This is a genomic window from Deltaproteobacteria bacterium (genome assembly GCA_016178705.1).
Taxonomy (GTDB): domain Bacteria; phylum Desulfobacterota; class Binatia; order HRBIN30; family JACQVA1; genus JACOST01.
Window position 1 is genome coordinate 146366 of sequence record JACOST010000015.1, and the last position, 25984, is coordinate 172349.

The 25984-nt window shown below is 64.1% G+C and carries 24 protein-coding genes; 6 read left to right on the forward strand and 18 right to left on the reverse strand.

Features of this window, described 5'->3' with window-relative positions; all coding sequences use genetic code 11:
- Positions 1 to 26 precede the first annotated feature (26 nt).
- Positions 27 to 2672 (forward strand): hypothetical protein, encoded by a 2646-nt coding sequence (locus HYR72_12450; protein MBI1815781.1) that lies wholly within the window; start codon positions 27 to 29, stop codon positions 2670 to 2672.
- A gap of 29 nt (positions 2673 to 2701) precedes the next feature.
- Here the strand turns inward: HYR72_12450 and HYR72_12455 are convergent, their stop codons facing one another.
- Together HYR72_12455 and HYR72_12460 are read right to left on the reverse strand one after the other, a co-directional pair.
- Positions 2702 to 3484, reverse strand: a complete 783-nt coding sequence (locus tag HYR72_12455) for a DUF1295 domain-containing protein (protein ID MBI1815782.1) — start codon at positions 3482 to 3484, stop codon at positions 2702 to 2704.
- Positions 3485 to 3602: 118 nt separating this feature from the next.
- A complete protein-coding gene (locus HYR72_12460; GenBank protein ID MBI1815783.1) occupies positions 3603 to 4826 on the reverse strand; it encodes a YncE family protein in 1224 nt (407 codons plus the stop codon).
- 237 nt (positions 4827 to 5063) lie between these two features.
- Here HYR72_12460 and HYR72_12465 point away from each other — a divergent pair, with 237 nt between their 5' ends.
- Positions 5064 to 6053 carry a polyprenyl synthetase family protein gene (locus HYR72_12465; protein ID MBI1815784.1) on the forward strand — a complete coding sequence of 330 codons (990 nt, stop codon included), beginning with the start codon at positions 5064 to 5066 and terminating at the stop codon, positions 6051 to 6053.
- A gap of 3 nt (positions 6054 to 6056) precedes the next feature.
- Here HYR72_12465 and HYR72_12470 read toward each other — a convergent pair whose 3' ends face one another.
- From HYR72_12470 to HYR72_12480, 3 genes are read right to left on the reverse strand one after another with little or no spacing between them, the layout of a single operon-like run.
- Complete coding sequence (locus HYR72_12470) at positions 6057 to 6791, reverse strand: HAD family hydrolase (protein ID MBI1815785.1); 735 nt, start codon at positions 6789 to 6791, stop codon at positions 6057 to 6059.
- Between the two features lie 17 nt (positions 6792 to 6808).
- Positions 6809 to 7294, reverse strand: a complete 486-nt coding sequence (locus HYR72_12475) for a DUF4149 domain-containing protein (GenBank protein ID MBI1815786.1) — start codon at positions 7292 to 7294, stop codon at positions 6809 to 6811.
- 6 nt (positions 7295 to 7300) lie between these two features.
- Entirely contained in the window at positions 7301 to 7723 is a 423-nt protein-coding gene (locus tag HYR72_12480; protein ID MBI1815787.1) for a DUF2203 domain-containing protein, read from the reverse strand.
- A 148-nt stretch (positions 7724 to 7871) separates the two neighbouring features.
- On the opposite strand from HYR72_12480, the gene lon reads away from it, so the two are divergent.
- On the forward strand, positions 7872 to 10292 hold the full coding sequence (gene lon, locus HYR72_12485) for an endopeptidase La (protein MBI1815788.1): 2421 nt from the start codon (positions 7872 to 7874) through the stop codon (positions 10290 to 10292).
- Positions 10293 to 10298: 6 nt separating this feature from the next.
- Here the strand turns inward: lon and HYR72_12490 are convergent, their stop codons facing one another.
- The 6 genes from HYR72_12490 to HYR72_12515 form a co-directional block, all read right to left on the reverse strand.
- On the reverse strand, positions 10299 to 11069 hold the full coding sequence (locus tag HYR72_12490) for a CPBP family intramembrane metalloprotease (protein ID MBI1815789.1): 771 nt from the start codon (positions 11067 to 11069) through the stop codon (positions 10299 to 10301).
- A 137-nt stretch (positions 11070 to 11206) separates the two neighbouring features.
- Positions 11207 to 11644, reverse strand: a complete 438-nt coding sequence (locus HYR72_12495) for a response regulator (protein MBI1815790.1) — start codon at positions 11642 to 11644, stop codon at positions 11207 to 11209.
- A 297-nt stretch (positions 11645 to 11941) separates the two neighbouring features.
- Positions 11942 to 13078: a thiolase family protein gene (locus HYR72_12500; protein ID MBI1815791.1), complete on the reverse strand. Its 1137-nt coding sequence runs from the start codon at positions 13076 to 13078 to the stop codon at positions 11942 to 11944.
- Positions 13079 to 13114: 36 nt separating this feature from the next.
- A complete protein-coding gene (locus HYR72_12505; protein MBI1815792.1) occupies positions 13115 to 13549 on the reverse strand; it encodes a Zn-ribbon domain-containing OB-fold protein in 435 nt (144 codons plus the stop codon).
- 106 nt (positions 13550 to 13655) lie between these two features.
- On the reverse strand, positions 13656 to 14195 hold the full coding sequence (locus HYR72_12510) for a hypothetical protein (protein MBI1815793.1): 540 nt from the start codon (positions 14193 to 14195) through the stop codon (positions 13656 to 13658).
- A 9-nt stretch (positions 14196 to 14204) separates the two neighbouring features.
- A complete protein-coding gene (locus HYR72_12515) occupies positions 14205 to 15710 on the reverse strand; it encodes a hypothetical protein (GenBank protein ID MBI1815794.1) in 1506 nt (501 codons plus the stop codon).
- A gap of 175 nt (positions 15711 to 15885) precedes the next feature.
- On the opposite strand from HYR72_12515, the gene HYR72_12520 reads away from it, so the two are divergent.
- Both HYR72_12520 and HYR72_12525 read left to right on the forward strand, forming a co-directional pair.
- A complete protein-coding gene (locus tag HYR72_12520) occupies positions 15886 to 17313 on the forward strand; it encodes a hypothetical protein (protein ID MBI1815795.1) in 1428 nt (475 codons plus the stop codon).
- Positions 17310 to 18746, forward strand: a complete 1437-nt coding sequence (locus tag HYR72_12525; GenBank protein MBI1815796.1) for a hypothetical protein — start codon at positions 17310 to 17312, stop codon at positions 18744 to 18746. Before HYR72_12520 ends, HYR72_12525 begins: the two co-directional genes overlap by 4 nt.
- Positions 18747 to 18777: 31 nt before the next feature.
- On the opposite strand, the gene HYR72_12530 is transcribed toward HYR72_12525, so the two are convergent.
- Entirely contained in the window at positions 18778 to 20409 is a 1632-nt protein-coding gene (locus HYR72_12530) for an AsmA family protein (protein MBI1815797.1), read from the reverse strand.
- Positions 20410 to 20539: 130 nt separating this feature from the next.
- On the opposite strand from HYR72_12530, the gene HYR72_12535 reads away from it, so the two are divergent.
- Complete coding sequence (locus tag HYR72_12535) at positions 20540 to 21343, forward strand: enoyl-CoA hydratase (protein MBI1815798.1); 804 nt, start codon at positions 20540 to 20542, stop codon at positions 21341 to 21343.
- Between the two features lie 157 nt (positions 21344 to 21500).
- Here HYR72_12535 and HYR72_12540 read toward each other — a convergent pair whose 3' ends face one another.
- The 6 genes from HYR72_12540 to HYR72_12565 all read right to left on the reverse strand — a co-directional run bounded on the left by HYR72_12540 (position 21501) and on the right by HYR72_12565 (position 25956).
- Positions 21501 to 22100: a hypothetical protein gene (locus HYR72_12540; protein ID MBI1815799.1), complete on the reverse strand. Its 600-nt coding sequence runs from the start codon at positions 22098 to 22100 to the stop codon at positions 21501 to 21503.
- A gap of 197 nt (positions 22101 to 22297) precedes the next feature.
- Positions 22298 to 22855: an isochorismatase family protein gene (locus HYR72_12545; protein MBI1815800.1), complete on the reverse strand. Its 558-nt coding sequence runs from the start codon at positions 22853 to 22855 to the stop codon at positions 22298 to 22300.
- Between the two features lie 44 nt (positions 22856 to 22899).
- A complete protein-coding gene (locus HYR72_12550; protein MBI1815801.1) occupies positions 22900 to 23511 on the reverse strand; it encodes a DUF4124 domain-containing protein in 612 nt (203 codons plus the stop codon).
- Positions 23512 to 23743: 232 nt separating this feature from the next.
- On the reverse strand, positions 23744 to 24436 hold the full coding sequence (locus HYR72_12555) for an HAD family hydrolase (GenBank protein ID MBI1815802.1): 693 nt from the start codon (positions 24434 to 24436) through the stop codon (positions 23744 to 23746).
- Positions 24433 to 25194, reverse strand: a complete 762-nt coding sequence (locus HYR72_12560) for a prolipoprotein diacylglyceryl transferase (protein MBI1815803.1) — start codon at positions 25192 to 25194, stop codon at positions 24433 to 24435. The genes HYR72_12555 and HYR72_12560 overlap by 4 nt, the downstream gene beginning before the upstream one ends.
- Positions 25195 to 25956, reverse strand: coding sequence for a prolipoprotein diacylglyceryl transferase (locus HYR72_12565; protein ID MBI1815804.1), 762 nt, complete (start codon positions 25954 to 25956; stop codon positions 25195 to 25197). It abuts the gene before it with no gap.
- Positions 25957 to 25984: the final 28 nt, after the last annotated feature.

Consider the following 25984-nt stretch of genomic DNA (forward strand, 5'->3'; position numbering starts at 1 on the left):
TAGCCGAAAGGGTGCGGAGGGGGACCATGCGTGGCACGCAGCATTTGGGAGCTCACCTCTGGCGAGTCACGCTCGTGTTCGGCTTCGTGATGGGTGCTCTGCCGGGTTGGATTTCGGTTGCACAGGGTGGGATCAGCCCGTGCTCGGGGTTCACCGATCTCGGCAGCGCGTACCCGCCCATCACCCAGACGGGCACGACCGTCGGCGGTAACGATTTCCTCAAAGGATCATGCGCCGGTATCGGCACCGCACCCGAGAAGACGTTCAAATACACGGCGCCGATCGGCGGCCAGTACACCATCGACACGATCGGATCATCGTTCGACACCGTACTCTACGTCATGAACGGTCGCTGCAGCGGCGAGCTGCCGTCGGCCTGCAACGACGATATTTCGCAGGTGGAGCACCTGTCACAGGTTTCGGTGGCGCTCGATCCGGGCGACACGGTCTACATCGTTGTCGATGGATACAACGGAAACAGCGGCAACTTCACCCTCCACATCAATGGGCCATCGTGCCCGATTCCCACTGATCTCGGCAATGCGCTCACGGCCGGTACGGCCGGAACCACCAGCGGGCCCAACGTGCTCGAAGGCTCGTGCGCCGGCGATCAGGCTGAGAAGACCTTCCTCTACACCGCCCCCGTCGGCGGCGCGTATACGATCGACACCGACGGCTCGGAATTTCAGACCGCTCTGTACGTGCGCAATGGCGCCACCTGCCAAGGCGCGGAGCTGGCGTGCAAGCCGATCCTTCTTGCCGACGCGGGCGCGGCCGGTCTCGTGCCAATCAGTGTGATGGTGAACCTGACTCCGGGACAGCAGATCTACATCGTCGTGGACGGGCTCGGCGGCGGCAACACCGGCAACTTCCAACTCCACATCACGGGACCCGGATGCCCCAGCCCGGGATCGGCTTCCGGTTTGCCGGTCGCCGTCGGCGGCTCGACATTTGAGGAACCGAACTCACTTGCCGGCACCTGTGGAGGCAGCGGCGCCTCCGACACCGAGACGCTCTACACCGCGCCGATCAGCGGCAGTTACACCATCGATACGATCGGCTCGGCGTTCGACACGGTCCTGTATGTGCGCAGCGGCAGCAGTTGCACCGGTGCGCAACTCGCTTGCAATGACGACATCTCCCAGGGCAATCAGCGATCACAAGTCATGGTGGACCTTACCGCAGGGCAGACCATTTTCATGGTGGTAGACGGATTTCTCAATCACAGTGGAGCGTACTCGCTCAACATCAACGGACCCTCGTGTCCGGCGGCCACGAACCTTGGCAGTGCGATTCCAGCGTTCGCTAGCGGCACGACCACGGCTCAACCGAATTCGCTCAAAGGAGTGTGCGATGGGGCCACTGACCCGCTCGACGCGCCGGATCGTTCGTTTCTTTACACCGCGCCGTTTAGCGGCACGTTCCTCATCGACACCGTTGGCTCGGCCTTCGACACGGTCTTGTATGTTCGCGACGTCAATTGCCTCGGCGCGCAACTAGCCTGCAACGACGACATCGGCGGAGGGGTTCATCAGTCGCAGGTGATGGTGCCGCTCACCAGCGGCCAACACATCGCGATCGTTGTCGATGGGTACAAGAACGCGAATGGAAATTTCAACTTGCATATCGCCGCTGCCGCGCCGCCCGTTCCTACGACGACGCCGACCACTCCGCCGAGTATCGGACCGACAAACTCTCGCACCGCGACGCAGACGACGACCGCGACCCGCACTGCCAGCGCGACCGTGACCGCATCAGAAACGCGCACGGCTACGCCGACGGCGTCAGTCACGAACACCACCACCGGCACCCGCACCGCTTCGGCCACCGCGTCGGTGACGATCTCCGCCACGCTCACCGCGACGGCCACCGCGTCGGCTACTGCGACCGGGTCACGGACCGCCACCGCGTCGGCGACGGCCACCGGCACGCGTACGGCCACGGTCACTGCGACTGAATCAGCGACCAGCACCGGTACTCGCACCGCCACTCCTACCGCAACGGGCACGGGCAGCGCCACGCGCACCGCAACGGTCACCGGCTCGATCACGCGCTCGGCTACCTCGACCACGACGGCCACTGTGACGCAGTCCGCGACCGCCAGCAGCACGCACACCCCCAGCGCGACGGCATCACCGTCCACCACAGCCACCGTATCGCCGACGCCGACATCGACCGACACGCCATCCCCCACCGTCACGCACAGCGCGACCGGCACTCCCACGGAGACGTCGACGGTGAGTCCGACGTCGGTGTTCACCGCGACCATCACCGCGAGTCCGTTGACCACCGCGACGACATCGCCCACGACCAACCCTTCCACTGTCGTGATCGCCACAGCGACGATGACGTTCTCGGGTGGGCCCAGTGCCACACCGACGCCAAGCGCCACCGCGACGACGCCCGTACCGCCCACCGAACCGGGCGCACCGTCACCCACGCCAACCATGACACCAATCGTTGAGACGTGGACACCAATCGTTGAGACGTGCGTGGGTGATTGCGGTGACGACGGCGAGGTTACGGTCGAAGAGCTGATCATCGGCGTCAACATCGCGCTCGGTACCGCGCCGCTCGACCTGTGCCCGCAGTTCGATAGCGACGACAGCGGTGACGTGACCGTGGAAGAACTGGTGCAGGGCGTCAACAACGCCCTCGGCACCTGTGCGTAGAGAAGGCGGAACCAGGGACCACAACGGGACTACGAACCCTTCCGGAACCACGGCACGAACGCGCTGGTGCGCTGCACGTAGTCGGCATACTCCGGCCGCGTCTTCTTCAGTTTGCGTTCGAGCAACGCCACGCCCGAGACGCGCATCAGGAAGAACGTCATCACCGCTGGACCGACTGCGGTCCAGATTCCGCCAGGCGTCGCGAGCGCGATGCAGAACAAACCCCACCACACCATCGCGTCGCCGAAGTAGTTTGGATGGCGCGAGTAGCGCCACAGGCCACGATCCATCACTTTGCCCCTATGGTTCGGATCGGCTTTGAAGCGCGCCAACTGGAAGTCGCCGATCGCTTCGAAGCCTAGACCGATGGCCCATAGCGCCGCGCCGACAGCATCGAGAACGGTGAGATGAGCGGGCAGGGCGCTTGCCTGCGCCACTTGCACCGGCAGCGACACGACCCACATCAACGCGCCCTGCAAACCGAAGACAAGATAGAGGCTGACGAACCAGAAGCGTCCACCGTGTTGTCGCCGCATGGCTTGATAGCGATAATCTTCCTCGTGGCCCCAATTGCGCCACAGGAGATAGCCCGCCAGCCGCAAGCCCCACAGGCTGGTGAGTGTGGTGATCAAGAGTTTGCGCGGCGGATATCCGCTGCCGGCGACGAAGGCGACGTTGGCGATGAGGGTGAAGCCAAGGCCCCAGAAAATATCGACGATGCTGGCGTCGCGTCGGATGAGACTGAGGAGCCACACTAACAACATCAGCAGCACGACGGCAGCGAAAGTCACGGAGAAAACGGTGAAGGTCATAGCGATCTCATCGGTGCATTTCTTGGCGGCAAATCTACTCCCGTGTAGCCGACACCATCGCTGCCCTCAAACATCCGGTTCCATCCGGTTCCAGGCGTGACTACTAACGCCGATCCAATCAGTCTTCCCCGACGCACTCGTTGAGCGCGGCGTTGACCGCCAGCACCAGCTCGTCGACCGTCACCACCTTGCTCCCGTCGTGATCGAAGGCCGGGCAATCGTCCAGCGCGGCATCGCCAAGGGCGATGTTCACGCCGCGCACCAATTCATCGACCGTCACGCTTCCGTTGTGATCGCAGTCGCCGACGCACGGCCCGAGCGTCGATGTCGGTGTCGGCGTCGGCGTATCGGTGACCGTTGGCGTCGCGGTGGCGGTCGGTGTGGCGGTAGGCTGGGGCACATCTACGACGGCGACCCCGCGCGGCCCGCTCTCCACTCGGACCGTCGACGCCACCACGTTTCGAGCGGTGTCGATCACCGCGACGGTGTCCGGCGCATTGTTCGTCACGTAGACCCGGCTCCCGTCCGGCAGCAGCGCGAGCCCCTGTGGGTCCGTGTTCGCACCTATCGCGACCGCCACAATCTCCTTGCTCTTGGGATCGATGGCCTGGAGCGTTCCAACGTCGTTGCTGACGTAGATGCGACCATCCGGTGCGACCGCGACCGCAATGGGCCCGCCCCCGAGCGTGATCGTGTCGACGACGGAGAGCGCCGCCGTATCAAGCACCGACAGCGTGCCGCTCCCATGATTCGCCACGTACGCGCGCGCGCCGTCGGGCGCAAACGCAATGCCACGCGGACCCGTCCCAACCGCGACTTTCGCGCGCACATGGTGGTCGGCCGCATCAATGATCCATACGCTCGCCCCGTTCTGCAGGCTGACGTAGACCGCGTCGTCGGCGGGTGTGATCGCGACACCCAACGGTTCGGACCCGACTGCAATCGTGGCGGCGCTCGCGCACGCCGTCGAGGTCGACACGCAGGCCGCGAGATCGAGGAATGAGATCGTGTTGTCGCCGCGGTTGGCGACATATGCGCGATCTCCGCGATGCGTGACCGCGATGCCACTGGGTTCCGCACCGACGTCGAAGGCAACCACGACTTGGTTGCTGCGCGTATCCACTCCAACCACCGCCGCGAACTTGAACTCGGTCACGTACATGCGGATTCCGTCGGAGCCGCCAGCCAACTGGTTCGCCGAACCGACGGGCACGTTGATAACCACAGTGTTGGTACGGGGGTCGAGCACCGAGACGCTGTCGGCGTCGCGATTGGCCACGTATACGAACGGCCGCGCTTCCGTCGTCACCGGTGCGATTGATGCTGAGGCGAAGAGGGCCATCCCCAACCCGGCTCGTCTCAGTGCGCGCGATCCCATACGTAGAAGGTTGCACGACCGGCCGCGATTATTCCAGCCGAAGGCGAGAAACATGGTGGATTGCCCCGTTGCGGCGTTCGAACATTCCGCGCGGCCCGCCCCTACTCGCCTTTCATCACTCACAATTCCAGGTGTTGACACCTTGGAGCTTTTGACATTATCTGGCCGCGTTAGCGCTCTTGTCTCTCTAAGGATTGCTGCGTGAGCATCGCCCGTCCGCGCCTCAGGCGCCACTACTCCGACGCGGCTGGCATCCTGGTCAGTGATGAGCTGGAACGCGTCGAACTGCGGCTGAGTGAGTTGATTCGCTCGCGTGAACCGCGGCTGAACGACATCGCCCAGTATCTGGTGGGATCGGGCGGCAAGCGCGTACGTCCCGCCGTCACATTGCTGGTCTTCCGCGCCTGCGGTGGACAAGATCTCAACGACATCATCGACGCCTCCACCGCGTTGGAGCTGATTCACTCTGCCACGCTGCTGCACGACGACATCATCGACGGCAGTGAAGTCCGGCGCGGCAATGACTCCGCGCTGCGCAAGTACGGCCTCGCCGATACTCTGGTCACCGGCGACTTCCTCTTCTGCCGCGCCTTTCAACTGTGCGCGCGCTTCGAGGAGAGAGTGATCAACTGGGCCGCCGAAGCGTGCGTGAGTCTGACCGAGGGCGAGATCATGCAAGCGCGCTTCCGCCACAATCCGATGGTGACCGTGGACGACTACATCGAGATCATCACGCGGAAGACGGCATCACTGTTCCTACAAGGCGCGCGCACCGGCGCCCACCTCGGCGGCGCCGACGAGGCGACGGTCGAACGCATGGGCGAGTGCGGGTTCGCGGTCGGGATGACCTTTCAGATGGTCGATGACTTGCTCGACGTGGCTGGCACCGAAGAGCGCATCGGTAAACCGGTGGGGATTGATCTGCGCGATGGCAATCCGTCGCTCCCCGTGGTGCTCGCGATGCGCAACGATGCCGAGCTGCGGCGGCTGTTCGAGAAGCCTGAGCCAACCGCGGCGGACATCACCGCCGCGCTTGATCGCATTCGCCGTTCGGGTGTGCTCGACGACGTCCGCATTCGCGCCATGAGCTACGCCGATCGTGCCCGTGCGGCCATTGACGTTGTGCAGCCCTCGCCGTTCAAGGACAACCTGCTCGACTTGATCGATCAACTCGTCGAACGCGTATCGTAACCGTCAGCCCAGCACAGTCTCCAGCTCGATTAAGTGCGCCACGGTGTGCGTCGGCGCGCATGCGCCGTCGGGCAACGGTTCGCCAGTGGGGTTGAGCCACACGGTATCCATCCCGACCGCCGATGCGCCGGCGACATCATCGTGGAGACTATCGCCGACGAACAACGCGTCGCTCGCATCCACACCGAGCTGGCGTAGCGCCTCGTGAAAGATCGAGGGATGCGGCTTGCGGCGGCCGAACCCGTCGGAGATGGCGATCGCGCGAAACAGCGGCGTGAGTGCGTCGCGATCGAGGATCGCCCGCGCGGTCGGGCCGTGATCGAAGTTCGAAACAAGGGCGAGCGGATAGCGCGTCGTTAGCCGCTGCAGCAGGGTTCGATGCTGCGCCGGCGTTTCGGTTGAGGCGGCGAGGTGGCGCATGTGCGCGAGCGAGAAGCGCTCAGCGCGCCCCGCTACATCAGCGCCGATGGCGCCCAGACGCAGCAGCGCGCGCCGAAAGCGTTCCGGTGACGGCACCTCGCGATACTCGGGCGGGCGCGCCCGGATGATCTCGGCGGTGGTCTCGGTGATCGCGCGGAGAAACTCGTCGTGGCTCACGCCGGGGAGTTCTTGCGCGACCACCTCACGCATCCAATCCATAGTTGAGCGCCAACGCGTACCGGCGACCTGCAGCGTCGGCACGTTTTTGCGGAACAGCACCACCGTGTCGTACAGATCGAACAGAATCGCGCGATACATTGAAGGAAGGGTGCCGGCTATCGGGTGTCGGGGTGTCGGAGGGTGACGCCCGCAATCACCGCGATCGCGAGGCCGCCGACGAGCACCGCGCCGTTGAGCTGTACCGCCCGATGGTGGAGGTCGTCGAACTCGGCCTTGACCGTGTCGGGCACATCGACTTGGTGTAGCTGAGGCCGCAGCGCTTGCGCACGGGGTTGCACCACGAGACCTGCGTAGACGGTTGCGGTAAGCATGGTCGCAGCGAGCACGCTCACCAATGTCCACGCACTGCGTCGCGTGACTCGGCGCAGGGTCAATGCCGTCAACAGGAGCACGCCGCCGCCGGCGGCGCCAACGCGATAGTAGATCGGGAAGAGCGCCGAAGCCACGCGCCCGGCTTCCTCGACCGGGAACGAGAGAAACAATGTGGGAGCCACCACCAACGACATGAAGACGACGGAGCCAAGCCACACGCTCAGCGTGAGCAGGAACAACACGCGAGCGGCGCCGGCGAGCAAGGACATCCCAACCTACTGCAAGTACGTCGCGCGCGCGCGCCGCTCCGACAGCGGTTGCCGCCCCGCGAAGCCCTCATGGAGGGAGTGCCAGTAGCCGATCTCCTTCTCGCCGAACTGCCAGCACCACACTGCTGGCTCACCGTTGATCTCGGTCGGGAAGTCGACCAGCCCGAGATCGAGTCCTTTGAACTCGCCCCCGCACTCTTCGATCTCGCCGAGCAGTTGCTCCACTTCCACGATGGCCGGCCGCAGCGTTGGACGCAGCTCGATGATCTCGCTGCTGGTCAGATCGCCAGCGACTTTGCCGGTCTGCTGCGCCAGCTCGTCGATGCCGCGGCGCAATTCGGCGACCCGTTGCTGCAACCGGCCCATGATCAACTCGAGTTTGGGGATCAAAGCGTTGGCTTCTTCCAAACTGAACACGTGCTGCTCCATCCAACCCTCCCACACGTCCACGTGCGCGACCTACCGGCTCACAAATGTGATGTCAAACTCGCTCGCGGCCCCTTGTCGGCTACTGATGTGTGTATTAAGGTCCCGCTCACGCTCGACGACTGCTCAACGCGCGGCACCCAGAGTGACGATGGCCGACCTTACAGATAAAGACATCAAAGAGCATCGCTTCTTCGGCTTCGAAGACGATCTTAGCGGGATCACGATCCCGAGCGAATTGCCCGTGCTGCCGCTGCGCGGCGTGGCGATCTTTCCGTCGGCGATCGTACCGCTGCTGATATCGCGTGGCGCCTCGCTGCAAACGGTCGAGGCCGCACTGGCCAGCGATCGCATGCTCGCGCTGGTCGCGCAGAAAAATCCCGAAGAGGAAACGCCGCAACCGTCGGCGCTGTTCAAGCGCGGCGCGGCGGGACGCATCCTCAAGATGCTCAAGTACCCGGACGGCAGTGTGCGAATTCTCGTGCAGGGTCTGCGCCGCATCGAGACTGATAACTACACCCAGCTCGATCCGTTTCTGCGCGCCGGCTTGCATGTACTGGCCGACATCCCCGACACCTCGGACGGGAGCGAGGCCGTGCAGGCGCACATGGTCAACCAGTTCGCCAAGTTCGTCTCGATGATCCCCTTCCTTCCCGACGAGCTGCAGGTGGTAGTGACCAACATCAAGGACGCCGGACGGGTCACCGATCTGATTGCCTCAAACCTGAACATCAGCGTGGAGGAGAAGCAGGAGTTGGTGAGCACACTCGAAGTGCGCACGCGCCTGGAGCGGCTGTCGGCGATCTTGAACCGCGAGATCGAGCTGCTCGAACTGGGGCAGAAAATCCAATCGCAAGTGCAGACCGAGCTGTCGAAGAACCAAAAGGAGTTCTTCCTACGCCAGCAGCTGCGGGCGATCCAGAAGGAACTCGGCGAAGGCGATTCGCGCACCGCGGAGGTCGACGACCTGCGCACCAAGATGGAGCAGGCCAACCTGCCCGAAGCCGCCCTCAAAGCCGCCGAAGCCGAGTTGGAGCGTCTGCGCATCATCCCACCGGAATCGGCGGAACACTCGGTGGTGCGCACCTACATCGAGTGCTTGGTCAGCCTGCCCTGGTCGGTATCGACCACCGACAACCTCGACATCGCACACGCCCGCGGGATTCTCGACGAGGACCATTTCGATCTCGAGAAAATCAAGGATCGCATCCTCGAGTTCCTCGCGGTGCGCAAACTCAAGAAGGATTCGAAAGGCCCCATCCTCTGCTTCGTCGGTCCGCCCGGCGTCGGCAAGACGTCGCTGGGCAAATCGATCGCGCGCGCGCTCGGTCGCAAGTTCATTCGCCTGTCGCTCGGCGGCGTGCGCGACGAAGCGGAGATGCGCGGACATCGCCGCACCTACATCGGCTCCATGCCGGGGCGCATCATTCAAGGATTGCGCAACGCGGGCTCCAACAACCCGCTCTTCATGCTCGACGAGGTCGACAAGCTGGGCGCGGATTTCCGCGGCGATCCGTCCTCCGCCCTACTCGAAGTGCTCGATCCCGAGCAGAACAACAGCTTCCAGGATCACTATCTCGACGTGCCGTTCGACCTGTCGAAGGTCATGTTTGTCACCACCGCCAACATGCTCGAACCGATTCCGCCGCCGCTCCGCGATCGCATGGAGATCATCGAGTTGACCGGCTACACGGAGGAGGAGAAGCTCGAGATCGCGCGCCGACACGTGATTCCGAAGCAAGTGCGCGAGAACGGCCTCACCGCCGACCAGGTCACGTTCACCGACGCCGCGGTGCTCCACCTGGTGCGCCACTACACGCGCGAAGCCGGTCTGCGCAACATCGAACGTGAAATCGGCAGCGTGTGCCGCAAGGTCGCCCGCGCGGTCACCGAAGGCCAAACCGCGACGGCATTCATCACACCTGAAAGGATTCACGAACTCCTCGGACCGGAACGCTACTTCACCGAGGTCGCCGAGCGCACCCACGACACCGGCGTCGCTGTCGGCTTGGTGTGGACACCGATGGGCGGCGACATCATCTTCATCGAAGCCACCAAGATGACCGGCAAGAAGGGCCTGATGCTCACCGGCCATCTCGGCGAGGTCATGAAGGAGTCCGCCCAGGCGGCGCTTAGTCACATCCGTAGTCGTGCTGAGCGCTATGGGCTGGCGCCCGATTTTTTCGAGAACGCCGACATCCACATTCACGTCCCCGCCGGCGCCGTGCCGAAAGACGGGCCATCCGCGGGCGTGACGATTGCGACCGCGCTCGCGTCGCTGCTGACCGGACGGCTGGTGCGGCACGACCTCGCGATGACGGGCGAGATCACGCTGCGCGGCAAAGTCCTCCCGGTCGGTGGCGTCAAGGAGAAGGTTTTGGGTGCCCGCCGCGCCGGCATCAAGACGGTGCTGCTGCCAAAACGCAACGAGACGGACCTCGAAGACATCGTCGACGCCGTCCGCCAGGAAATGACTTTCCATTTCGTCGACAATCTCGACGAAGTCCTCGCGCTGGCGCTCGAACCGGCGCAGAAAACGAGCGCGAAGCCGCGGCGCGCAGCCGTGTCGTAACTCGCGCTAGCTCTCACCTCCGATCATCCGCACCGCCCACGGCAGGATGATGAGCAGTTGGATCGCATCGAACACGCCATGCGCGACGATGCACGGCAGCAGCCGCCCGCGCTGTTGCAGCGCGCGACCGATCAACAGCGAGATGGTCAGCACGCTCACCATCATGAATGGCAACCCGTAGCTCGCGTGCGCCAGCGTGAACAACACGCTCGACAACACCAAACCAACCCGTCGCTGCAAGAAGCCGCGGAAGAACAGTTCCTCGACGGTCATCGCCGCAACAATGATCAACAGCTTGCGCGTGAGTGGCAACGCCGCCATCCAGGCGATCAACGGCGGGATTTCCTGCGGCGGCGATGGTCCCACGCCAGAGCCGACGGCGATGCCGGCCACGCCCATCGTCACGGCAATCGTAATCGCCCAGCCGGCCAATCCGAGCGCGACGCCGTGGCGGAGATCCGCGGCGATGTGATCAAATGGAAACGAGCGTGGGGTGAAGCGCACCTGGCGAAGCGCCCGCCACGTCACCAGAAACAGCAGCAGTAGCGCGTGACCGGCAAACACGGCCGGAAACCACACCTCATCGACATCGTCCGCAATCAATCGGCTGCCGCCCGCGAGTGGATAGAACACGACAATCGTGAGGATGCCGCCGAACAGCAGCGCGGCAACCACCCGACGCCAGGGCGCGGAGAATTCCCGCTGCATGAAGTCGAGCCGGCCGGTCAGGGCCAGCAACGCGAGGCAGGTCAACGAACAGATGGCGGCAAATTGCAACGGCAACACCCGTTGACCAAACCGAGATTCACCGGGCGGGTCAAGTCGGCGTAGTGCGTGGAACCGGCGAGTTGCGCGGATTGCAATGGATCGGAGCGTGACCGTCGCCGATCACGAAATTCGAACACGGGGAACGGCTACAACGCCGCCGCCTGCAGCCGCCGATCGAGCGCATCGAGCGCGCGCACGCGCGCCCGCGTGCCGAGGTGCATGCGAACGGTCTGCACCAGTCGCGCGCGCGACACTGGCCGCGGCAGGAAATCGACCAAGCCCTCCGCCATCGCGCGTTCGCGATTCGACAGATGGTCATGACAGGTAAACAGCACGACCGGGATGCTGCGCCCTTCCGCTCGCTCGCGCAGCGCCGCCAAGGTCGCCCAGCCGTCCATGACCGGCATGCCGAGATCGAGCAGGATCAGATCGATCGGTTCGCGCGCGACAATTTCCAGGCACTCGATACCGCCGCTAGCTGTGCGGCACGCAATGCCTTCACGGACCAACGACCGGACTGTGATGTCCAAGTTAGCTGGAATGTCATCCACCACCAGCACCGTTCCCGACTCGTTCGCGCGCATGAATCCTCCGTTCGAGCTCATGGAGGTGCAACAATACAACCTTCGTGCCGCTCCCGCTTCAGCAAGGCCGGCGCAGCGAGCCTGCGGCCTAACGGTCCCGCTTGCCCCCAAATGTTGACGGCAGCTCGCGACGCTGACACTCGCGCTGGCGGTGACCAAAATTGCTCACGATCAGCCGCATACGGCTGCGTGGCGAGGTGGCCTAGCATTGCGCAGAGCATGACGCGCACAAATCAGAACGGCCGTCGAAGGTGATGCCTTCGGCGGCCGCTTTTCTAGCAATCGTGGAGTGGGGACTTACGCGGTCAAGATGTGAATCGTGCAGGCCGATCCCAGGCCGATCACGTGCGCGAGGCCAACCTTCGCCCCTTCCACTTGGCGCGCCCCGGCTTCACCACGCAAGTGCATGACCACCTCGTAGATGTTCGCCACGCCGGTGGCGCCCAAGGGATGGCCTTTCGACAGCAAGCCGCCGCTGACGTTGACCGGACTCTTGCCGCCGTGAGCGAACCATCCCTCGTCCACTCCGCGGCCAGCTTCCCCTTCTTTGCACAGCCCGAGGTTCTCGTAGTGCAGCAGCTCGGCGGTGGCGAAGCAGTCGTGCAACTCGACGAGATCGAGATCTTCCGGGCCGACGCCCGCCCGTTCGTAAGCTTGCTTGGCGGCGGTGCGCGTGAGCGTGCTCACATCGGGCAGGGTCAGATCGCGGTCGCTCCAGGGATCGGACGTGAGCACGGAGCACCCCACCTTGACCGGCTTCTTGGCGTACTTCTTCATCACCGCCTCCGACACGACGATCGCGGCGGCAGCGCCGTCGCCGGTGGGGCAACACATGTAGAGCGTGTTGGGGTACGCGATCATGCGCGCCTTCATCACCGCATCGAGGTCCATCTCGTTCTGGTACTGCGACAGCGGGTTCTTGGTCGAGTGCTTGTGATTCTTCACTGAGATCTTGGCGAAGTGCTCCATCTTAGTGCCGTGCTTCCGCATGTGCTCGACACCGGCTTGCCCGAACACCGCCGGCATCAGTCCGCTGCCGAGAATGCCTTCAACGCTGCCTTCGCGCGACGCGCCGCCACCACCGAGCAGGCCCGCTTTGCCCATCTGTTCGGAACCCACCGCCATAGCAACTTCGTACTCACCCGAGCCGACCGCGAAGTACGCTTCGCGAAAGGCCGTCGAGCCGGTCGCGCACGCATTCGCCACATTGATGACCGGAATACCGGTCTGCCCGATCTGCTGCAGCAGACGTTGCCCGACCATCGCGCCCGCCTGCAACAAATTGCCCGAGGCGAGCAACTGAATGTCCTTCATCGTCATGCCGGCATCTTTGAGCGCCAGTAACGCGGCCTGGGCCGCCAACTCGGGCACGTCTTTGTCCGGATAGCGGCCAAACTTGATCATCCCGACTCCGAGCACGTACACGTTTCTCATGGCAAACCTCCTTTGCGTTCCGCGTGGCGGCAGCCTTTAGTTCTTGCTCGCCGGGCGGAAGAAGAACGCGATGATGTCGTTACCCTCTTTGTCCTCCCGGACCTTCCTGGTGATCATTTCCACCGGCATGCCGAACGGGATCTTGGCGGGATCGGGCTCGACATCGATGATGTTGCAACGCACACTCACGCCTTCGGGCAAATCAACGATGGCGGCGACATAGGGCGTCGGGATCCCGGGCGCCGACTGGTGGACAATCGAGTACACCCACAAGCTGCCCTTCGTGCTTAGCGGAATTTCGGAGAAGGGACCGGTCGTGCTGCACTTCGAGCACGCCACGCGGTTCCCGAGATAGACCGCACCGCACTGGTCGCACTTCTTACCCACCAGATGCGGGCGATCACCGAGCCGCAGGAACGGCACGATCGGCCGCGCCTTCTTCTCGCCACTCGCTTGTGTTCCTTCTGCCATCAGCTCAGCCCCCTTACTCTAGTTCCACGAGATGGGTACGGCTCGCGACGCACCCTTGAGCCCAAGGTTCGCTCAGCGCGAGCGCCACGTCAAGCGTGCAATCGCCTCACGAACTCCATATCTCGACGACAAAGCCGATCACCATATAAGCGATGAAACCGAGCCCACCGATGGCGGCGCCGCGGGCCAGTGACACACGAAAGGCGGCACGAGCCGCCACGATGGTTGCCGCGAACAGCCAAAACCAAACGATCATACGAACGAACGGGCCAGCCCACGGAATGACATCGAGGAAATTGAGTACCGCCGGCACGTCGGCAAAACCAAGGCAGGCCGCAATCGCGCGCCACGAACTTGGTCCAGAGCGCAACACCCAGTTCCCAATGGCGAACGTCAGCGCGCTCAGCACGATCCAACCAACCACGCTGACGAAGATGCCGAACAGCGCGCCGACGAGTCCAGGAATAGCCGTGAGGGAGACGCCCTTAGCGATGCCCGCAAGAACCACAACGCCGAGCGCTTGCGATAGCCCGGTGCGGTCGACCGCCACCTCTTCGTACAGCGTGCGATCGAGCATCAACGCACGGATCAGTTGCTGAATCGGCCGTGGCCGGCGATACGGTGGCAGGGAGGTAAACAGACTCACCGCGCTTCCTTAACTGCCGCTCGGTCCCACCGCAACCGCGCCGCGGCGGCGGTAGATCATGCAATCGCCGTCTTCGTACACTCGTTCCATCGCCGGATCCGCGGCCAGCGCCGCCAAAAAGCGCTCATGCGTCCGGTCGCTCAGCACCACATCGGCGTCAAAACGATCGAGTACGCGCGAGGGCGGCGTCACCTCGCCCCGACCCAGTTGCTGCCACAGCCGGTAGAGTTCCGCATCGCGTTGCGCCAGATACGCCGGGTCGAGACCGATGACGTAGCGATTGCGCTGGTTGTGAAAGAACAGCAGCGGAAAGTCGTCCCAATTGGGCGTCAACACGATCGCCGCCGGCGACGTATGCTGCGCCAGCCAAGCTGCTCCGGCTGCATAGCGCTCCGGACCCGGGCGACTACGCAATTGGCCGATGGCGAACGCGGCACTTGCGCCGCAAGCGACGACGAGAATCCCAGCGCCGATGCGCTGCGTGTTCTCCGTCAAGCGCGCGATATGGGGCTCGATCCACGCGTGCAGCGTCGCGGCCAGCGCGAGAAGGATGAACGGCCCCGCGTATTCGATGAAGCGACGCGATCGCCACATCAACACGAAGAATACCGCCGCCACCAGCAGCAGCGCGAGACGGTTGGCGTCGAGCCGCGCCCGCCCGCGCCATGCCACCCACGCGGCGGTGGCCAGCACCGCAATCGCTCCACCCCATCCCAACCATTGCGCGACCGGATACGGATACCACTCCGTTCCGACACGCATGGTCTCGCTGATCTCCTGTTTGCTCAGATAGTGCTGCGCGATGAACCACAGATTGTTGGGCAAGTAGGGATTCACCAGCAATCCGATCGCGATGCCGGCCGACGAATACGTGAGTAGACGCCATTCCGTGCGTCGCTCGCACAACGCAATCGCCACCACCATCGCTCCGGCAATCACGAACAACAGGGGAAACGCATCGTAGAGCCAAGTGTACACGACGGCGATCGGCAGGAGCCATGCAAAGCGCCGGGCCAGCGCGAGGTTCAACGCGATCAACAACACCACCAGCGAGAGCGCCTGCACGCGCGGCATCTCCATCCGGTAGAGAAAATCGGGAGCCAACGCGCCGAGTGCGAGCAGCCACCACAGCGCACGCCGCACACGTAACCGTACGAGCGAGAGATAGACCGCCGCGAATGCGGCCGCCCCGAATATCGCACTGGCCCACTTGGCGCCGGTCAGCACATCGCCAGCGGTGAACGGAGCGAGCAAGATGTGGAAGAGCATGTGATGGTCCGAATAGCGGTCCGCGGAGCGAATCGTCAGCGGTAGCCACGGGAACGCCGGCGGAAAGCCGTGCAGCCCGGCGACGCGGATGAGTGCCGCGTAGCGCGCGTGAAAGTAGCCGTCCACCGACCCGAGCGTTGGGGTGGAGAACTGCAGCGCAACGGACGTGCCGGCGAGCAGCAATACAACCAGCAGGTGTCGCCGCCACTCCCACCCGCCTCGCCTTGACCGTCCCCGCCGTGCCATCGGCGCTCCTTAGCCCGACGTGACCTCGCCGGCAACGCGCCGCCCGGGTTCAGCGACGGCAGATTCTTCTGGCCTTGTGCCGGTCGAAACGTCATCCCGGTGTCGCTCGCCATAGCGCTGTCGGCGTCGGCTGGGCCAGCGACGGCAGCATGGACGACGGTTTTGCCGACACGACGTGGCACCTGCCTTGCTGTCACACGAAATGCGCATTCTTGAGCGCAAGACCAACGAGGGAAGTTCTGCCGTGCCGTTCGATACCGAATCACTCAGCCGGAAGCGCGCCTTCATCCTTCTGCGCTACGCCTTCATCATCGCCTCGGGATATCTCATTCTCTTCGAGGGGCACCCCGCCCAGCCCGATCCGGTCGTGCCCTACCTCATCATTGGCGCCCTGCTATCGAACGCGCTGCTGGGGTTCTTGCCGGAGCCGTATCTGTTTGGTTGGGCGGTGCAGATCCCGGTCTTGATCGCCGACACGTTGTGGATCGCGTACAGCCTCTCGCTGCCCGGGCAGATCGGGCAGCAGTTCTTCCTCTTGTACTTCTTCGTGCTCACGCTGGCCGCGGTCGGTGAAAGTCTCGCCACCGCGCTGATCGGCGCGGTTCTGATCGGCACGGCGGATTGTTACTTCTCCACCCAGGGCGGTTCGATGTGGTCGTCGCCATCGCTGATTCGCATTCCGTTCTTCTTTACGGTAGCGCTGTTCTACGGCCACATCGGCACGCGCGCGCGCCTGGACCGTGATCGCTTGACGCGAGATCGCGAAGTCGCCAAACAGCTCGAGCATCTGGTCGAGATCCGCACCCAGGAAGCCAACGCGAAGGCCGCCGCCATGGAAGCACTCTACAAGCAAGCCGAAGAGGCGAGCCGCCTGAAGTCGGAGTTCGTCGCCAACATGTCGCACGAGCTGCTGAGTCCGTTGCACGTCATCCTCGGTTACGGCGATCTGCTCACGCAAGGCGCCTGGGGGAAACTCGATGAAGCTGCGCACGAGCTGCTCGATCGGATGCGCCACAATGGGCGCCGCCTCTTGGCGATGGTCACCAACGTGTTGGACCTCGCCCGCGTCGACGCCGGTGAGGCCCCATTGTTCCTCGCGCCGGTTGATCTCGCCGAGTTGGCAGAGGACGTGACCGACCCGGCCACCTTGCCGCGCCCGGAATACATCAGCGTGCAGACGCGCCTGCAGCCCGATCTGCCGACGCTGATCACCGACGGCCACAAACTGCGCATGACCTTGGGACACTTGCTCAGCAACGCGGTCAAGTTCACGCACGAGGGCGAGGTCGTATTGGCGATCACCGCTGACGATGCCGGCAACCAGGTGACATTTGCGGTTAGTGACACCGGCATCGGCATCCGCGACGATGACCTCGACAAGATCTTCGTCGAGTTTCGCCAACTCGATGGCTCGCTCCAGCGACGCTACGAAGGCGTTGGGTTGGGTTTGGCGTTGGTGCAGCGGTACGCCAAGCTGCTCGGTGGGACGTTGAACGTATCGAGCACGCTGGCGATCGGGAGCAGCTTCGCCCTGACGCTGCCCGTGGTCGCCTCCCGCACTGCCGAAGCGGTTGCGGACTCCGCCGCGCGTCAAGTCGCATGACCGCGCCGGCGGTCACACTGACCGAGCGGCGCCACACATTCCTGATCGTCCGCTACGTTCTGATCATCGCCGTCGCTGGCCTCGTGGTGGTGCAGGAAGCCGGCCCGGTGCCGCTTAGCATCGTCACCGTCATCTGTGCCGCGCTGGTGTCCAACGTCGGCCTGAGTCGGGTGCCGACACACTATTTCTTTCTCTGGTGGATTCAAGGCCCGGTGCTGATCGGAGATACGTTGTGGGTTTCGGTGGTGCTGCTCGCCACGCAACTGGGACAGGAATTCTTCCTGTTCTTCTTCGTGTTGTTCCTCGCGGCCATCGGCGAGAACCTCGGGCTACTCGCGGTCGGCGCGGTGGTGATCGGTTGCGCGAGCATCCTGCTGGCCGGCCCGCAAGCCCTCACTGCGGCTTCATTGATCCGCGTGCCGTTCTTCTTCGCCACCGCGATCTTCTACGGTTACATCGTCGACAACACCAAGCAGGAACGCCGGGTCGCCGCAGAGAGCGAAGCGTGGGCCACCCAACTTGCCGAACAGGTGCGCGCTCGGACCCACGAATTGGAGCAGCAGAGCGAGCAGCTCCGCGTGCTCTACACGCGGGTGATCGAAGCCAGCCGCCTCAAGTCTGAATTTGTCGCCAACATGTCGCATGAGTTGCGCTCGCCCCTCAATGTGATCATCGGCTACGCCGATCTCCTCATCAGCGGTGACTTCGGCGCGCTACCCGACGAGGCGATCAAAGTGTGCGGGCACATTCAGCACAGCGCCTCCAAACTGCACCGGCTGCTGCAAAACGTGCTCGACTTCGCCAAGCTCGAGGAGCACCAAGTCACCGTCCGGCCGAGCGAGGTGGTGGTAGCCACGCTGGTGCACCAAGTCATGAGCAGCGCCTGTCAGCCGCACCCGCCCGAGGTCGCATTGCGGGTTCAAATGCCAGCGGATCTAACAGCGATCATCACCGATGCGCAGAAGCTGAGCGAGATCCTGGAGCAGTTGCTGTCCAACGCAATCAAGTTCACTCCTGCGGGGGGCCGCATCACCGTAGCCGTCGAGAACCTGCCCGCGGCCAAGCGCATTCGCTTCACCGTGCAGGACACGGGTGTCGGCATCAGTCCCGAGCACCTCGAACTGATCTTCGAAGACTTCCGCCAGATCGACGGAACCTCAACCCGAGCACACGGTGGCGTCGGGTTGGGTCTGGCGCTGGTGCGGCGCTATCTGGGATTGCTCGAAGGCGAGATCACGGTAAGTTCCGAACTCGACCGCGGTTCGACATTCAGCTTCACCTTGCCGCACAAGCTCGCTCCGAGCACCCTGGGGCCGAGCGCCGTTGGGTCGGCTGAAGCGACGGCTGGCCCGACCGCACCACCGGCACAAACCGCCCAGGCCGAGACGCTCGCGCCGGCCAGCGCGCCACTCGCTGCCCCGACCTATCGATAGCCGAACTCGCCCGACCGCGCGTCGCCGCAAGTCACCGCCCGATCAGATCGCGCAGCTTGCGCTCGAGAACGCCGCCCGCGTCGGGCGGAGCAGACTCTGGCTTGCCGTGGTGTTTGCCACCGAACAACTTGTCGACCAGTTTGTCGGCCGCGCCGCGCTGGAGTGCCCGCTCGATCAGCTGATCGATATACGCTGGATCGGGTTTCGGCTTCGCCTGACCGAGTTGGCCGCGCAAGACGAACGGAATCGCCAGCTGGCCCTGGTCATCGACCACGTATCGAACCTCCTTCACGTCGGCCACCACATCGTCGCTGAAGCGTTTCGACATCAGCACCATGCCATGCAGATTCACTTCGCGCGTCAGCGCGACAGTGCCGGCGGCGTGCGCGCCGAAATCTTCACCGGCCAGCGTAAGGTCATCGGTTTCCGCACGGCCATCGGCCAGGCGCAGCGTCGCCGCCAGGCGCTCGAACCGCGTATCGGTTGCGTTCAGCAGCCGGCCGTACTTGGGTTTGAGGTGATGCGAGAGCGCCTGGGCCAAGCCCGGGAGGTGCGAAAGCTTCGTCAGCAGCTCGTCGACGAGATTGAAATCGTGAATCGTACCGTGGGTTGCCTCGACCGCCACACGGCCCGCAAGCGACTCGAGCAATCTGGATCCCACGCGACCGCTGAGGTCGATGCGCAGCGAACCTGTGCCTTCGATCGGATGCACGGACGCCGCGCCGCGTAGAACCTGCAGTTGGGCGAGGCTGACGCCGGCAATCTCACCCGCGAGGTGCAGCGGCCCGTCGCTGGACAGTGCGACCGCGCCCGAGAACGCAAAGCTGCCGCCCGCAGCGTTGCCACGAACGCGTTCGAGCTCTAGCGAGTGATCGGTAACGAGGGCTTGAATGTCGAGACCGTCGACGGTCACATGGAGATTCGCGAACGGGCCGACGCTGCCGTGCAGAATCAGTGGTATCCGCGTGCGATCTGTCGCCGGGCCGACGCTACCCGCGAGGTGCACGCTCGGCGGCTCATCACCGAGTGCGGCATCGATCTGAAGCGGTATTGGCCGTGCGCGCCCGAAGTCGCGCACCCCTAGATCGACGTGCCGTATCGTCGTCGTCGACTCCACGGCCGGTCCGCGATCGACGGCGATCAGCGTGCCGTCACGAACCACCGCCGACTCGATCACCAGAGCGAACGGGGGCTCGGTGGTTGGCGAGCCCTCGCGATCCGCCACCAACCGCACGGTCGCCGGGGTTTCGGCGAGTGGAGCAAGTTGCGACTGACGGCCAAGGCTGTCGATGTTGCGCCGTCCGTCGATCGATACGAAACGGATCGTCGGCAAAACGATCGCCACGTGTCCAACCTCGAGGCGGCGCTGCAGCAACGGCATCAACCTCAACTCTGCCGTGACTTCCGCCGCACGCAGAAACGGCTCCCGGCCGAATTCCGGATCTTCACCGACCTCGACCTCCGTCAGCACGATGCTGAGCGCCGCTCGCACGCGTACCGTGATTCGCGCGACTCGCACCGGCCTCCCGAGGGCCGCTTGTACACGCGCGAGGATCGCCTCGCGGTTCGCCGCGACGAGACGGTCGAGCGCCACCGTCACGATGACCGCCGCCAGCGCCAACAACAGCACCAGCGCCACTAGACCGAGCGCGAGTTTGCGCATGCTGTCCGACGCTAAGGGCGGGCGGCGGTGAAGTCAATTTGGCCGCGATCGCCGCCTTCTCGATCTGACTGCACTTTGACTGCCTCCCGCCCCGCCGCTACAACCGCTCGCGCCACGGAGGAAACGGAACATGGCCTACGAGCACATCACGTTGACCACGACCGACGACGGCATCGTTACGCTGACGTTCAACCGGCCAGAGACGCGCAACTCGATGACGCCGGCGATGGGCGAGGAAGTCGTCGCCGCAGTCGAGCAAATTCGCGCCGACGCAGCGGCGCGGGTATTCGTACTCACAGGCGCCGGTAAGTCGTTCAGCTCCGGCGGCGATCTCGGCATGCTGGCGCGCGACAGCGGTGCAGTGAAGGACGAGGCGGGGCCAAGCATGGCTGGCTCGCCGCGCGACTTTTACACACGCTATCTCGCCATTCGCCGGCTCGCGATCCCGACCATCGCCGCCATCAACGGCCACGCGATTGGTGCCGGGCTGTGCATTGCGCTCGCGTGCGATCTGCGCGTCGCGGCCAGCGATGCAAAGATGGGTATGACCTTCACCAAGCTCGGCATTCATCCCGGTATGGGCGCCACGTACTTCTTACCGCGCCTGATAGGCACCGCTCGCGCCGCGGAGTTGTTCTTCACCGGCCGCATCATCGACGCGGCCGAGGCCGAGCGACTTGGTTTGCTGACGCGCGTGGTGCCGCGTGAGCAGTTCGACGACGCGGTACTCGCGCTGGCCCGCGAGATCGCCAGTTGCGGCCCAATCGCGGTGCGGATGACCAAGCGGGCGATCTATCGCGGCACCGAGCACACCCTCGATGACATGCTCGACTTCGAGTCGCTGCAGCAGGGCATTACCTTCACCACTGCCGACGCCCGCGAGGGCGTCCTCGCAATCATGGAGAAGCGCACACCGAAGTTTGCTGGGAAGTGAAGCGCCTGCATCTCGAAGCGCGGACCTAGCGTGTCGGTCAGCAGCGGGGTCCACTGCCGCAGCACGACCGGACCTGAGCAATCGAAAGTCTAGTTTCAAGGGCTGACCCCAACTGCCAGCAGGGCTGACCCCAACTGCCAGCTTTGAGTGCTTCACCCTACAGCCCCCGCTCTAGACGATCGTCAACGAAACGAAACAAATTCTCACCAGCCTTGCCGACAGACAGGCGTTCCTTCAATAGCTCGTTGTAAAACTTTGGCGTCGGCCCGCGGTGTCCGGTGAGTATGCGATCGAGCTGATCCACTCGCTCCTTTGGATCTCCACGGAATGGAGCCAGCTGTAGTGTCTCCCCGTCCCACTGCGAACTGCGAATCATCCACTGCTCACCTTCCTGCAAGTTGTCGAGGACGAGTGGGACATATCCACTCCTAAAGACGATCAATTTCGGATCGAGGTAGTCCAACATGCTGAACGGTGGCCGGAGCCGCGGCCCCCAGGATGGGATGATGTAGGCTCCATTTGGGTCAGTGACGGTCTCAACAATCGTCAAGCGTTTGTCGTGGCCGCCGAAGCCTCCGACGCTTGTGAGAAGAACCCATTCAGCAACAACGACTACGCCTTCGATTGACTGCTGTGTTTCCGCATCGACAACCCTGCCACGAATCGATCTGGCGAAGTAAACGGGCGGGGCGCAGCCACTGAAGCCAAGCAAGATCACGGGCGCGGCTAGCCATCCGAGCAACAAGCGCTTCGACATGACTCGTTCTCACCCACATCGCGTGCGAATCGTCGTCGAAAGTGGCACTGGGGTCATGGCACTGGGGTCAGCCCTTGAAACTAGAAGTAGGCCGCTCCAACCTCTCCCAACGCTGCCCCCTGCTCTCCTCAGTGCCGCCACGCGCGCTATCGCCTTGCTGACCGCGTGCGGCGCTCATCCCGGGTCACGTCGGGACACTACTTGATGATCTTCTGCACGGCTTTGAAATCGGGCGCCGCCGCGGTGCGGACCCACTCGAGGCAAATCATTTCGACGCTGGTCGGCACGGCGCCCGACCCGATCATCTTCTCCCAACCGACTCGGTAGTCGAGTTCGAAGCGCGACGAAATGGCGTCGTGCGGCAGATGGACTTGATACCCTTGATCGAGCAGGTCGTGGACGGTCTGATTCACGCACGCGTGCGCCTCGAGGCCACACACCACGATCTGCCGACGATGGAGCCCGTCGAGCGCGGCGGCAAAACTCGTCTCGCCGCAACAGCTCAGCGAGAGTTTCTCGATTACCCGCTGGCCCGGCGGAAACAGCTCGACCAATTCCTTCATCGTGTGACCGAGCCCCTTAGGATACTGCTCCGTCACAAGCAAGGGAATCTCCAGTTGCGCGGTGACGCGCAGCAAGCGATTGAGCGCACGCATCACACCGTCGTGGTTGACCGTGGCCCCGCGGTAGGCTTCCTGGACATCGATCATGACCACGGCGCTGTGCGCGCGGTCGAGCACGCGAGGATGAGCCATCAATGAGCCATCACGGAGCCATCACTTCATGCGGTCGTCGTTGACTAGCGAGTCACTACGCGGCCACCGCGTGCGAACCCACGAGGTAATCCGCGCGGCAAGAGCGGATGGAGCGCCACGCCTTGCCCGATCGGCAGGCGCTCATGGAGAAACGGGCCATCGCGATCAAGTTGAAACTGGTCTTGCAGCAACATGCGCAGGGTTTGGTGGCGCGAGCGGCCGCGGTCAAACCCCGTCGTGACGAACGGCGCGTAGTCCGGATACACGCTGGCGCCGTCGTAACTGTTGGCGATGGCGAGCGGGCCACTGATCTGCACATCACTGCCGCTGCCACTCTCACCACGCGCCAGCGCCAGGCCTTGCACCAACCCGTTTGCGTAGGCCACGGACGCATCGGACGGAGTCTGCGAGTGGTCGTAGATCACCTGCGCCCGACGCCGCGGCTCCGCCGCGGACGCCGGCGCTTCCGGCGGGCCGGCGTTGTCGAGGGGTTTCGGGTGCTCGACTACGACAACATGAGTCTCGGTCGCGGCGGGAATGTCGTCGCGGTTGTTGGTGAAATGTCGACCGCCATCGGCGTCCCGCCACTCGACGATATCGGCGCGAGCAGCGGCGGCCATGATCGTGAGGAGGAGCAACACAACTGTCGATTTCATGGCCACGGATTGTATGCGAATGGGAAACCGGAGTCGATCGTCAGCGCGGACCGGACAAGAGCGGATTCACCACAGAGCGCGCCGAGAGCGCCGAGTCTGAGCGTGAGAGAACACGAAGGCTTCAACTGAGTCCATCGCCAAAGAGGCGATTGAAGTGCCGCGAAGGCTCTCGTGGCGACTCTGTCTCTGCGATCTCCGTGGCCTCGGCGGTGAGTGTTCTGGCACATTCGGGCTAACGCTGGCTCGGCGTTTTGATGATCCGCCAGATCGCCGCCGCATCGGTGAAGTCGCGCACGACGACCTCGGCGCCGGCCGCCGCCAGCCGCTGCCGGCCGCGCTCACTCTCGTTGATCCCAACGAAGCGCAGCCCCAACTCGCGCGCGGCTTCGACATCCCACACGCCGTCGCCGAAGCTAACGATGTGCGCCGGCGCGAAGCGGCGCCCGTAGTGGCGCTCGGCCACTGCGATGGCGCGCTGCACGATGTCGGCGCGGCGCGTCTCGCTGGTGGAAAAGCCGCCGCACGGGAAAAGGTGCTCCAATTCCGCATAGCGCAGCTTGACTCGCGCCGACGGCTCAACGCAGCCGGTCGCGATCGCCACCGGCGCTGTCTGCGCGCAGGCCGCGACGAACTCCGCGGCACCCGCCAACCGGCGCACCGGGGCCACGCCGGTCACGATCGTGCGTTCGAGGTGGGTGACGAAGCGCGTGACTACGTGCGCAATCTCCTCCGCCGTGGCGGTACGGCCGAGCGCGCGCGCAATCACCGCCCCAATGTAGCTGGTATCGCTCGCCGTCACGTTCGGCGGCCAACTCGCGTCGATAGCGGCGCCGTACAACTCGCGGAACGCTTGGACGTAGGCGATCTCCTCGGCGACGTGAATCAGCGTGCCGTCGATGTCGAAGAGGAGCAAGGTGTCGTTCATCGGCTTGCCGCGATCCGTGCCGCCAGTGGGGCTCGACGCACCAAGAGGGTACCGAGCGCCAACGACGCCAGGCTGAACCACTGTGCCGTCGTCATACCCAGCAGCCAGGCCGGGTTGCGCCGAATGAACTCGATCGCGAAGCGCGCGATCGCCGTGGCGATCAGATAGCGTCCGATCTGCGAGCCCGCGGGCGGATGATGCCGTCCACGCTGCCACAGCCAGGCGAACAGCGCGGCGCTCGCCGCCATCTCGTACAACGGCGCCGGGTGAACTCGCTCAGCCGTTGGCACTACGCCGTCCGGATAGCTCATGCCCCACGGCAAGTCGGTGGGGACGCCGTAGTCGCCATCACCCGCCAATTGGCAGCCGAGGCGCCCGAACGCTAGGCCAACGGCCAGCGCCGGGGCAACCACGTCCGCGATGGTCATCAACGAAAGTTGATAGCGTCGCGCCCAAGTGAGCACGGCACCGGCACCGCCGATTACGCCGCCGTACCACACCCAGCCGCTGGCCGCGGTGAGAAAGCGCAGGGGATGCTCGCTGAATTGATTCCACGCGGTCGGAATCATGAACACCCGTGCACCCGCCCAGCCGCCGACGTAGGCCCACAACGTGATGTCGTAGGCCAACCGTACATCGAGCGTGCGCCGTCGCAGCTCGGCGCGGATCACCAGCAAGCCGAAGACGAAGCCTGCCAACGCCGCCGCCCAGAAGCTCGGCACCGCGTAGTCGCCGACACGGAGCAGAACCGGATGCATCTAGTGGGAACGTGCCGTCCAGGGCCGCGCGCACAACGCCAACCCGACGAGACACGATGCGACGCTGAGCACCTGCGGTAACGTGAGCCCCACCGCAACGACGTGCACAATGATGTGATTGATGCGCACGAATTCCACCCCGAAGCGCGCCAGCCCCGTGGTGATGAGGTACAGGCCGAGGATCACTCCCGGCCGGTAGCCCCGCGTGCGCAAGCGCCAGAGCGCAAAGAATATCGCCGTGTAGACGAACATCTCGTACACGGGCGTCGGATGCACAAGTTCCGTCGTGGGGACGGTGCCGTTCGGATAGCTCATTGCCCACGGCAGTGAGGTCGGGACGCCGTAGTCACCATCACCGGAGAGCTGACACCCGATGCGACCGATTGCTTGCCCAATCGCCATCGCCGGGCCAGCGATGTCCCCGGCAACCAAGATCGAGAGCCCTTTGCGCCAACACCCCCAGTAGACCGCCGCCGCGCCACCCATCACCCCACCCTGCCACACCCAGCCGCTGCCGGAGAACAGGAACTCGAAGGGATCCTGCACGAACACGTCCCAGGCGCTGGTCAGCAGAAACAGTCGCGCCCCGATCAAGCCACCAACATACGAGTACAGAATGAAGTCGTAGGCCCACGCTGGATCGTACTCGAGGCGCGCGAACTCTGCGCGGACAACTTGCAGAGCCACAAAGAATCCAAGGAAGAGCATGACCCAAAAGCTCTCCACCGGAATGGGGCCGAGATGAAAGAGAACGGGATACACCGTACCCGTCTGCCTGAGCTGAGCGCGT

What these genes read in the sequence shown, in the direction of transcription:
- HYR72_12450 (MBI1815781.1), top strand. Translation starts at nt 27, where the DNA reads ATGCGTGGCACGCAGCATTTGGGAGCTCACCTCTGGCGAGTCACGCTC.
- HYR72_12455 (MBI1815782.1), bottom strand. Translation starts at nt 3,484, where the DNA reads ATGACCTTCACCGTTTTCTCCGTGACTTTCGCTGCCGTCGTGCTGCTG.
- HYR72_12460 (MBI1815783.1), bottom strand. Translation starts at nt 4,826, where the DNA reads ATGGCCCTCTTCGCCTCAGCATCAATCGCACCGGTGACGACGGAAGCG.
- HYR72_12470 (MBI1815785.1), bottom strand. Translation starts at nt 6,791, where the DNA reads ATGTATCGCGCGATTCTGTTCGATCTGTACGACACGGTGGTGCTGTTC.
- HYR72_12475 (MBI1815786.1), bottom strand. Translation starts at nt 7,294, where the DNA reads ATGTCCTTGCTCGCCGGCGCCGCTCGCGTGTTGTTCCTGCTCACGCTG.
- HYR72_12480 (MBI1815787.1), bottom strand. Translation starts at nt 7,723, where the DNA reads ATGGAGCAGCACGTGTTCAGTTTGGAAGAAGCCAACGCTTTGATCCCC.
- lon (MBI1815788.1), top strand. Translation starts at nt 7,872, where the DNA reads ATGGCCGACCTTACAGATAAAGACATCAAAGAGCATCGCTTCTTCGGC.
- HYR72_12495 (MBI1815790.1), bottom strand. Translation starts at nt 11,644, where the DNA reads ATGCGCGCGAACGAGTCGGGAACGGTGCTGGTGGTGGATGACATTCCA.
- HYR72_12500 (MBI1815791.1), bottom strand. Translation starts at nt 13,078, where the DNA reads ATGAGAAACGTGTACGTGCTCGGAGTCGGGATGATCAAGTTTGGCCGC.
- HYR72_12505 (MBI1815792.1), bottom strand. Translation starts at nt 13,549, where the DNA reads ATGGCAGAAGGAACACAAGCGAGTGGCGAGAAGAAGGCGCGGCCGATC.
- HYR72_12515 (MBI1815794.1), bottom strand. Translation starts at nt 15,710, where the DNA reads ATGGCACGGCGGGGACGGTCAAGGCGAGGCGGGTGGGAGTGGCGGCGA.
- HYR72_12525 (MBI1815796.1), top strand. Translation starts at nt 17,310, where the DNA reads ATGACCGCGCCGGCGGTCACACTGACCGAGCGGCGCCACACATTCCTG.
- HYR72_12530 (MBI1815797.1), bottom strand. Translation starts at nt 20,409, where the DNA reads ATGCGCAAACTCGCGCTCGGTCTAGTGGCGCTGGTGCTGTTGTTGGCG.
- HYR72_12535 (MBI1815798.1), top strand. Translation starts at nt 20,540, where the DNA reads ATGGCCTACGAGCACATCACGTTGACCACGACCGACGACGGCATCGTT.
- HYR72_12540 (MBI1815799.1), bottom strand. Translation starts at nt 22,100, where the DNA reads ATGTCGAAGCGCTTGTTGCTCGGATGGCTAGCCGCGCCCGTGATCTTG.
- HYR72_12545 (MBI1815800.1), bottom strand. Translation starts at nt 22,855, where the DNA reads ATGGCTCATCCTCGCGTGCTCGACCGCGCGCACAGCGCCGTGGTCATG.
- HYR72_12550 (MBI1815801.1), bottom strand. Translation starts at nt 23,511, where the DNA reads ATGAAATCGACAGTTGTGTTGCTCCTCCTCACGATCATGGCCGCCGCT.
- HYR72_12555 (MBI1815802.1), bottom strand. Translation starts at nt 24,436, where the DNA reads ATGAACGACACCTTGCTCCTCTTCGACATCGACGGCACGCTGATTCAC.
- HYR72_12560 (MBI1815803.1), bottom strand. Translation starts at nt 25,194, where the DNA reads ATGCATCCGGTTCTGCTCCGTGTCGGCGACTACGCGGTGCCGAGCTTC.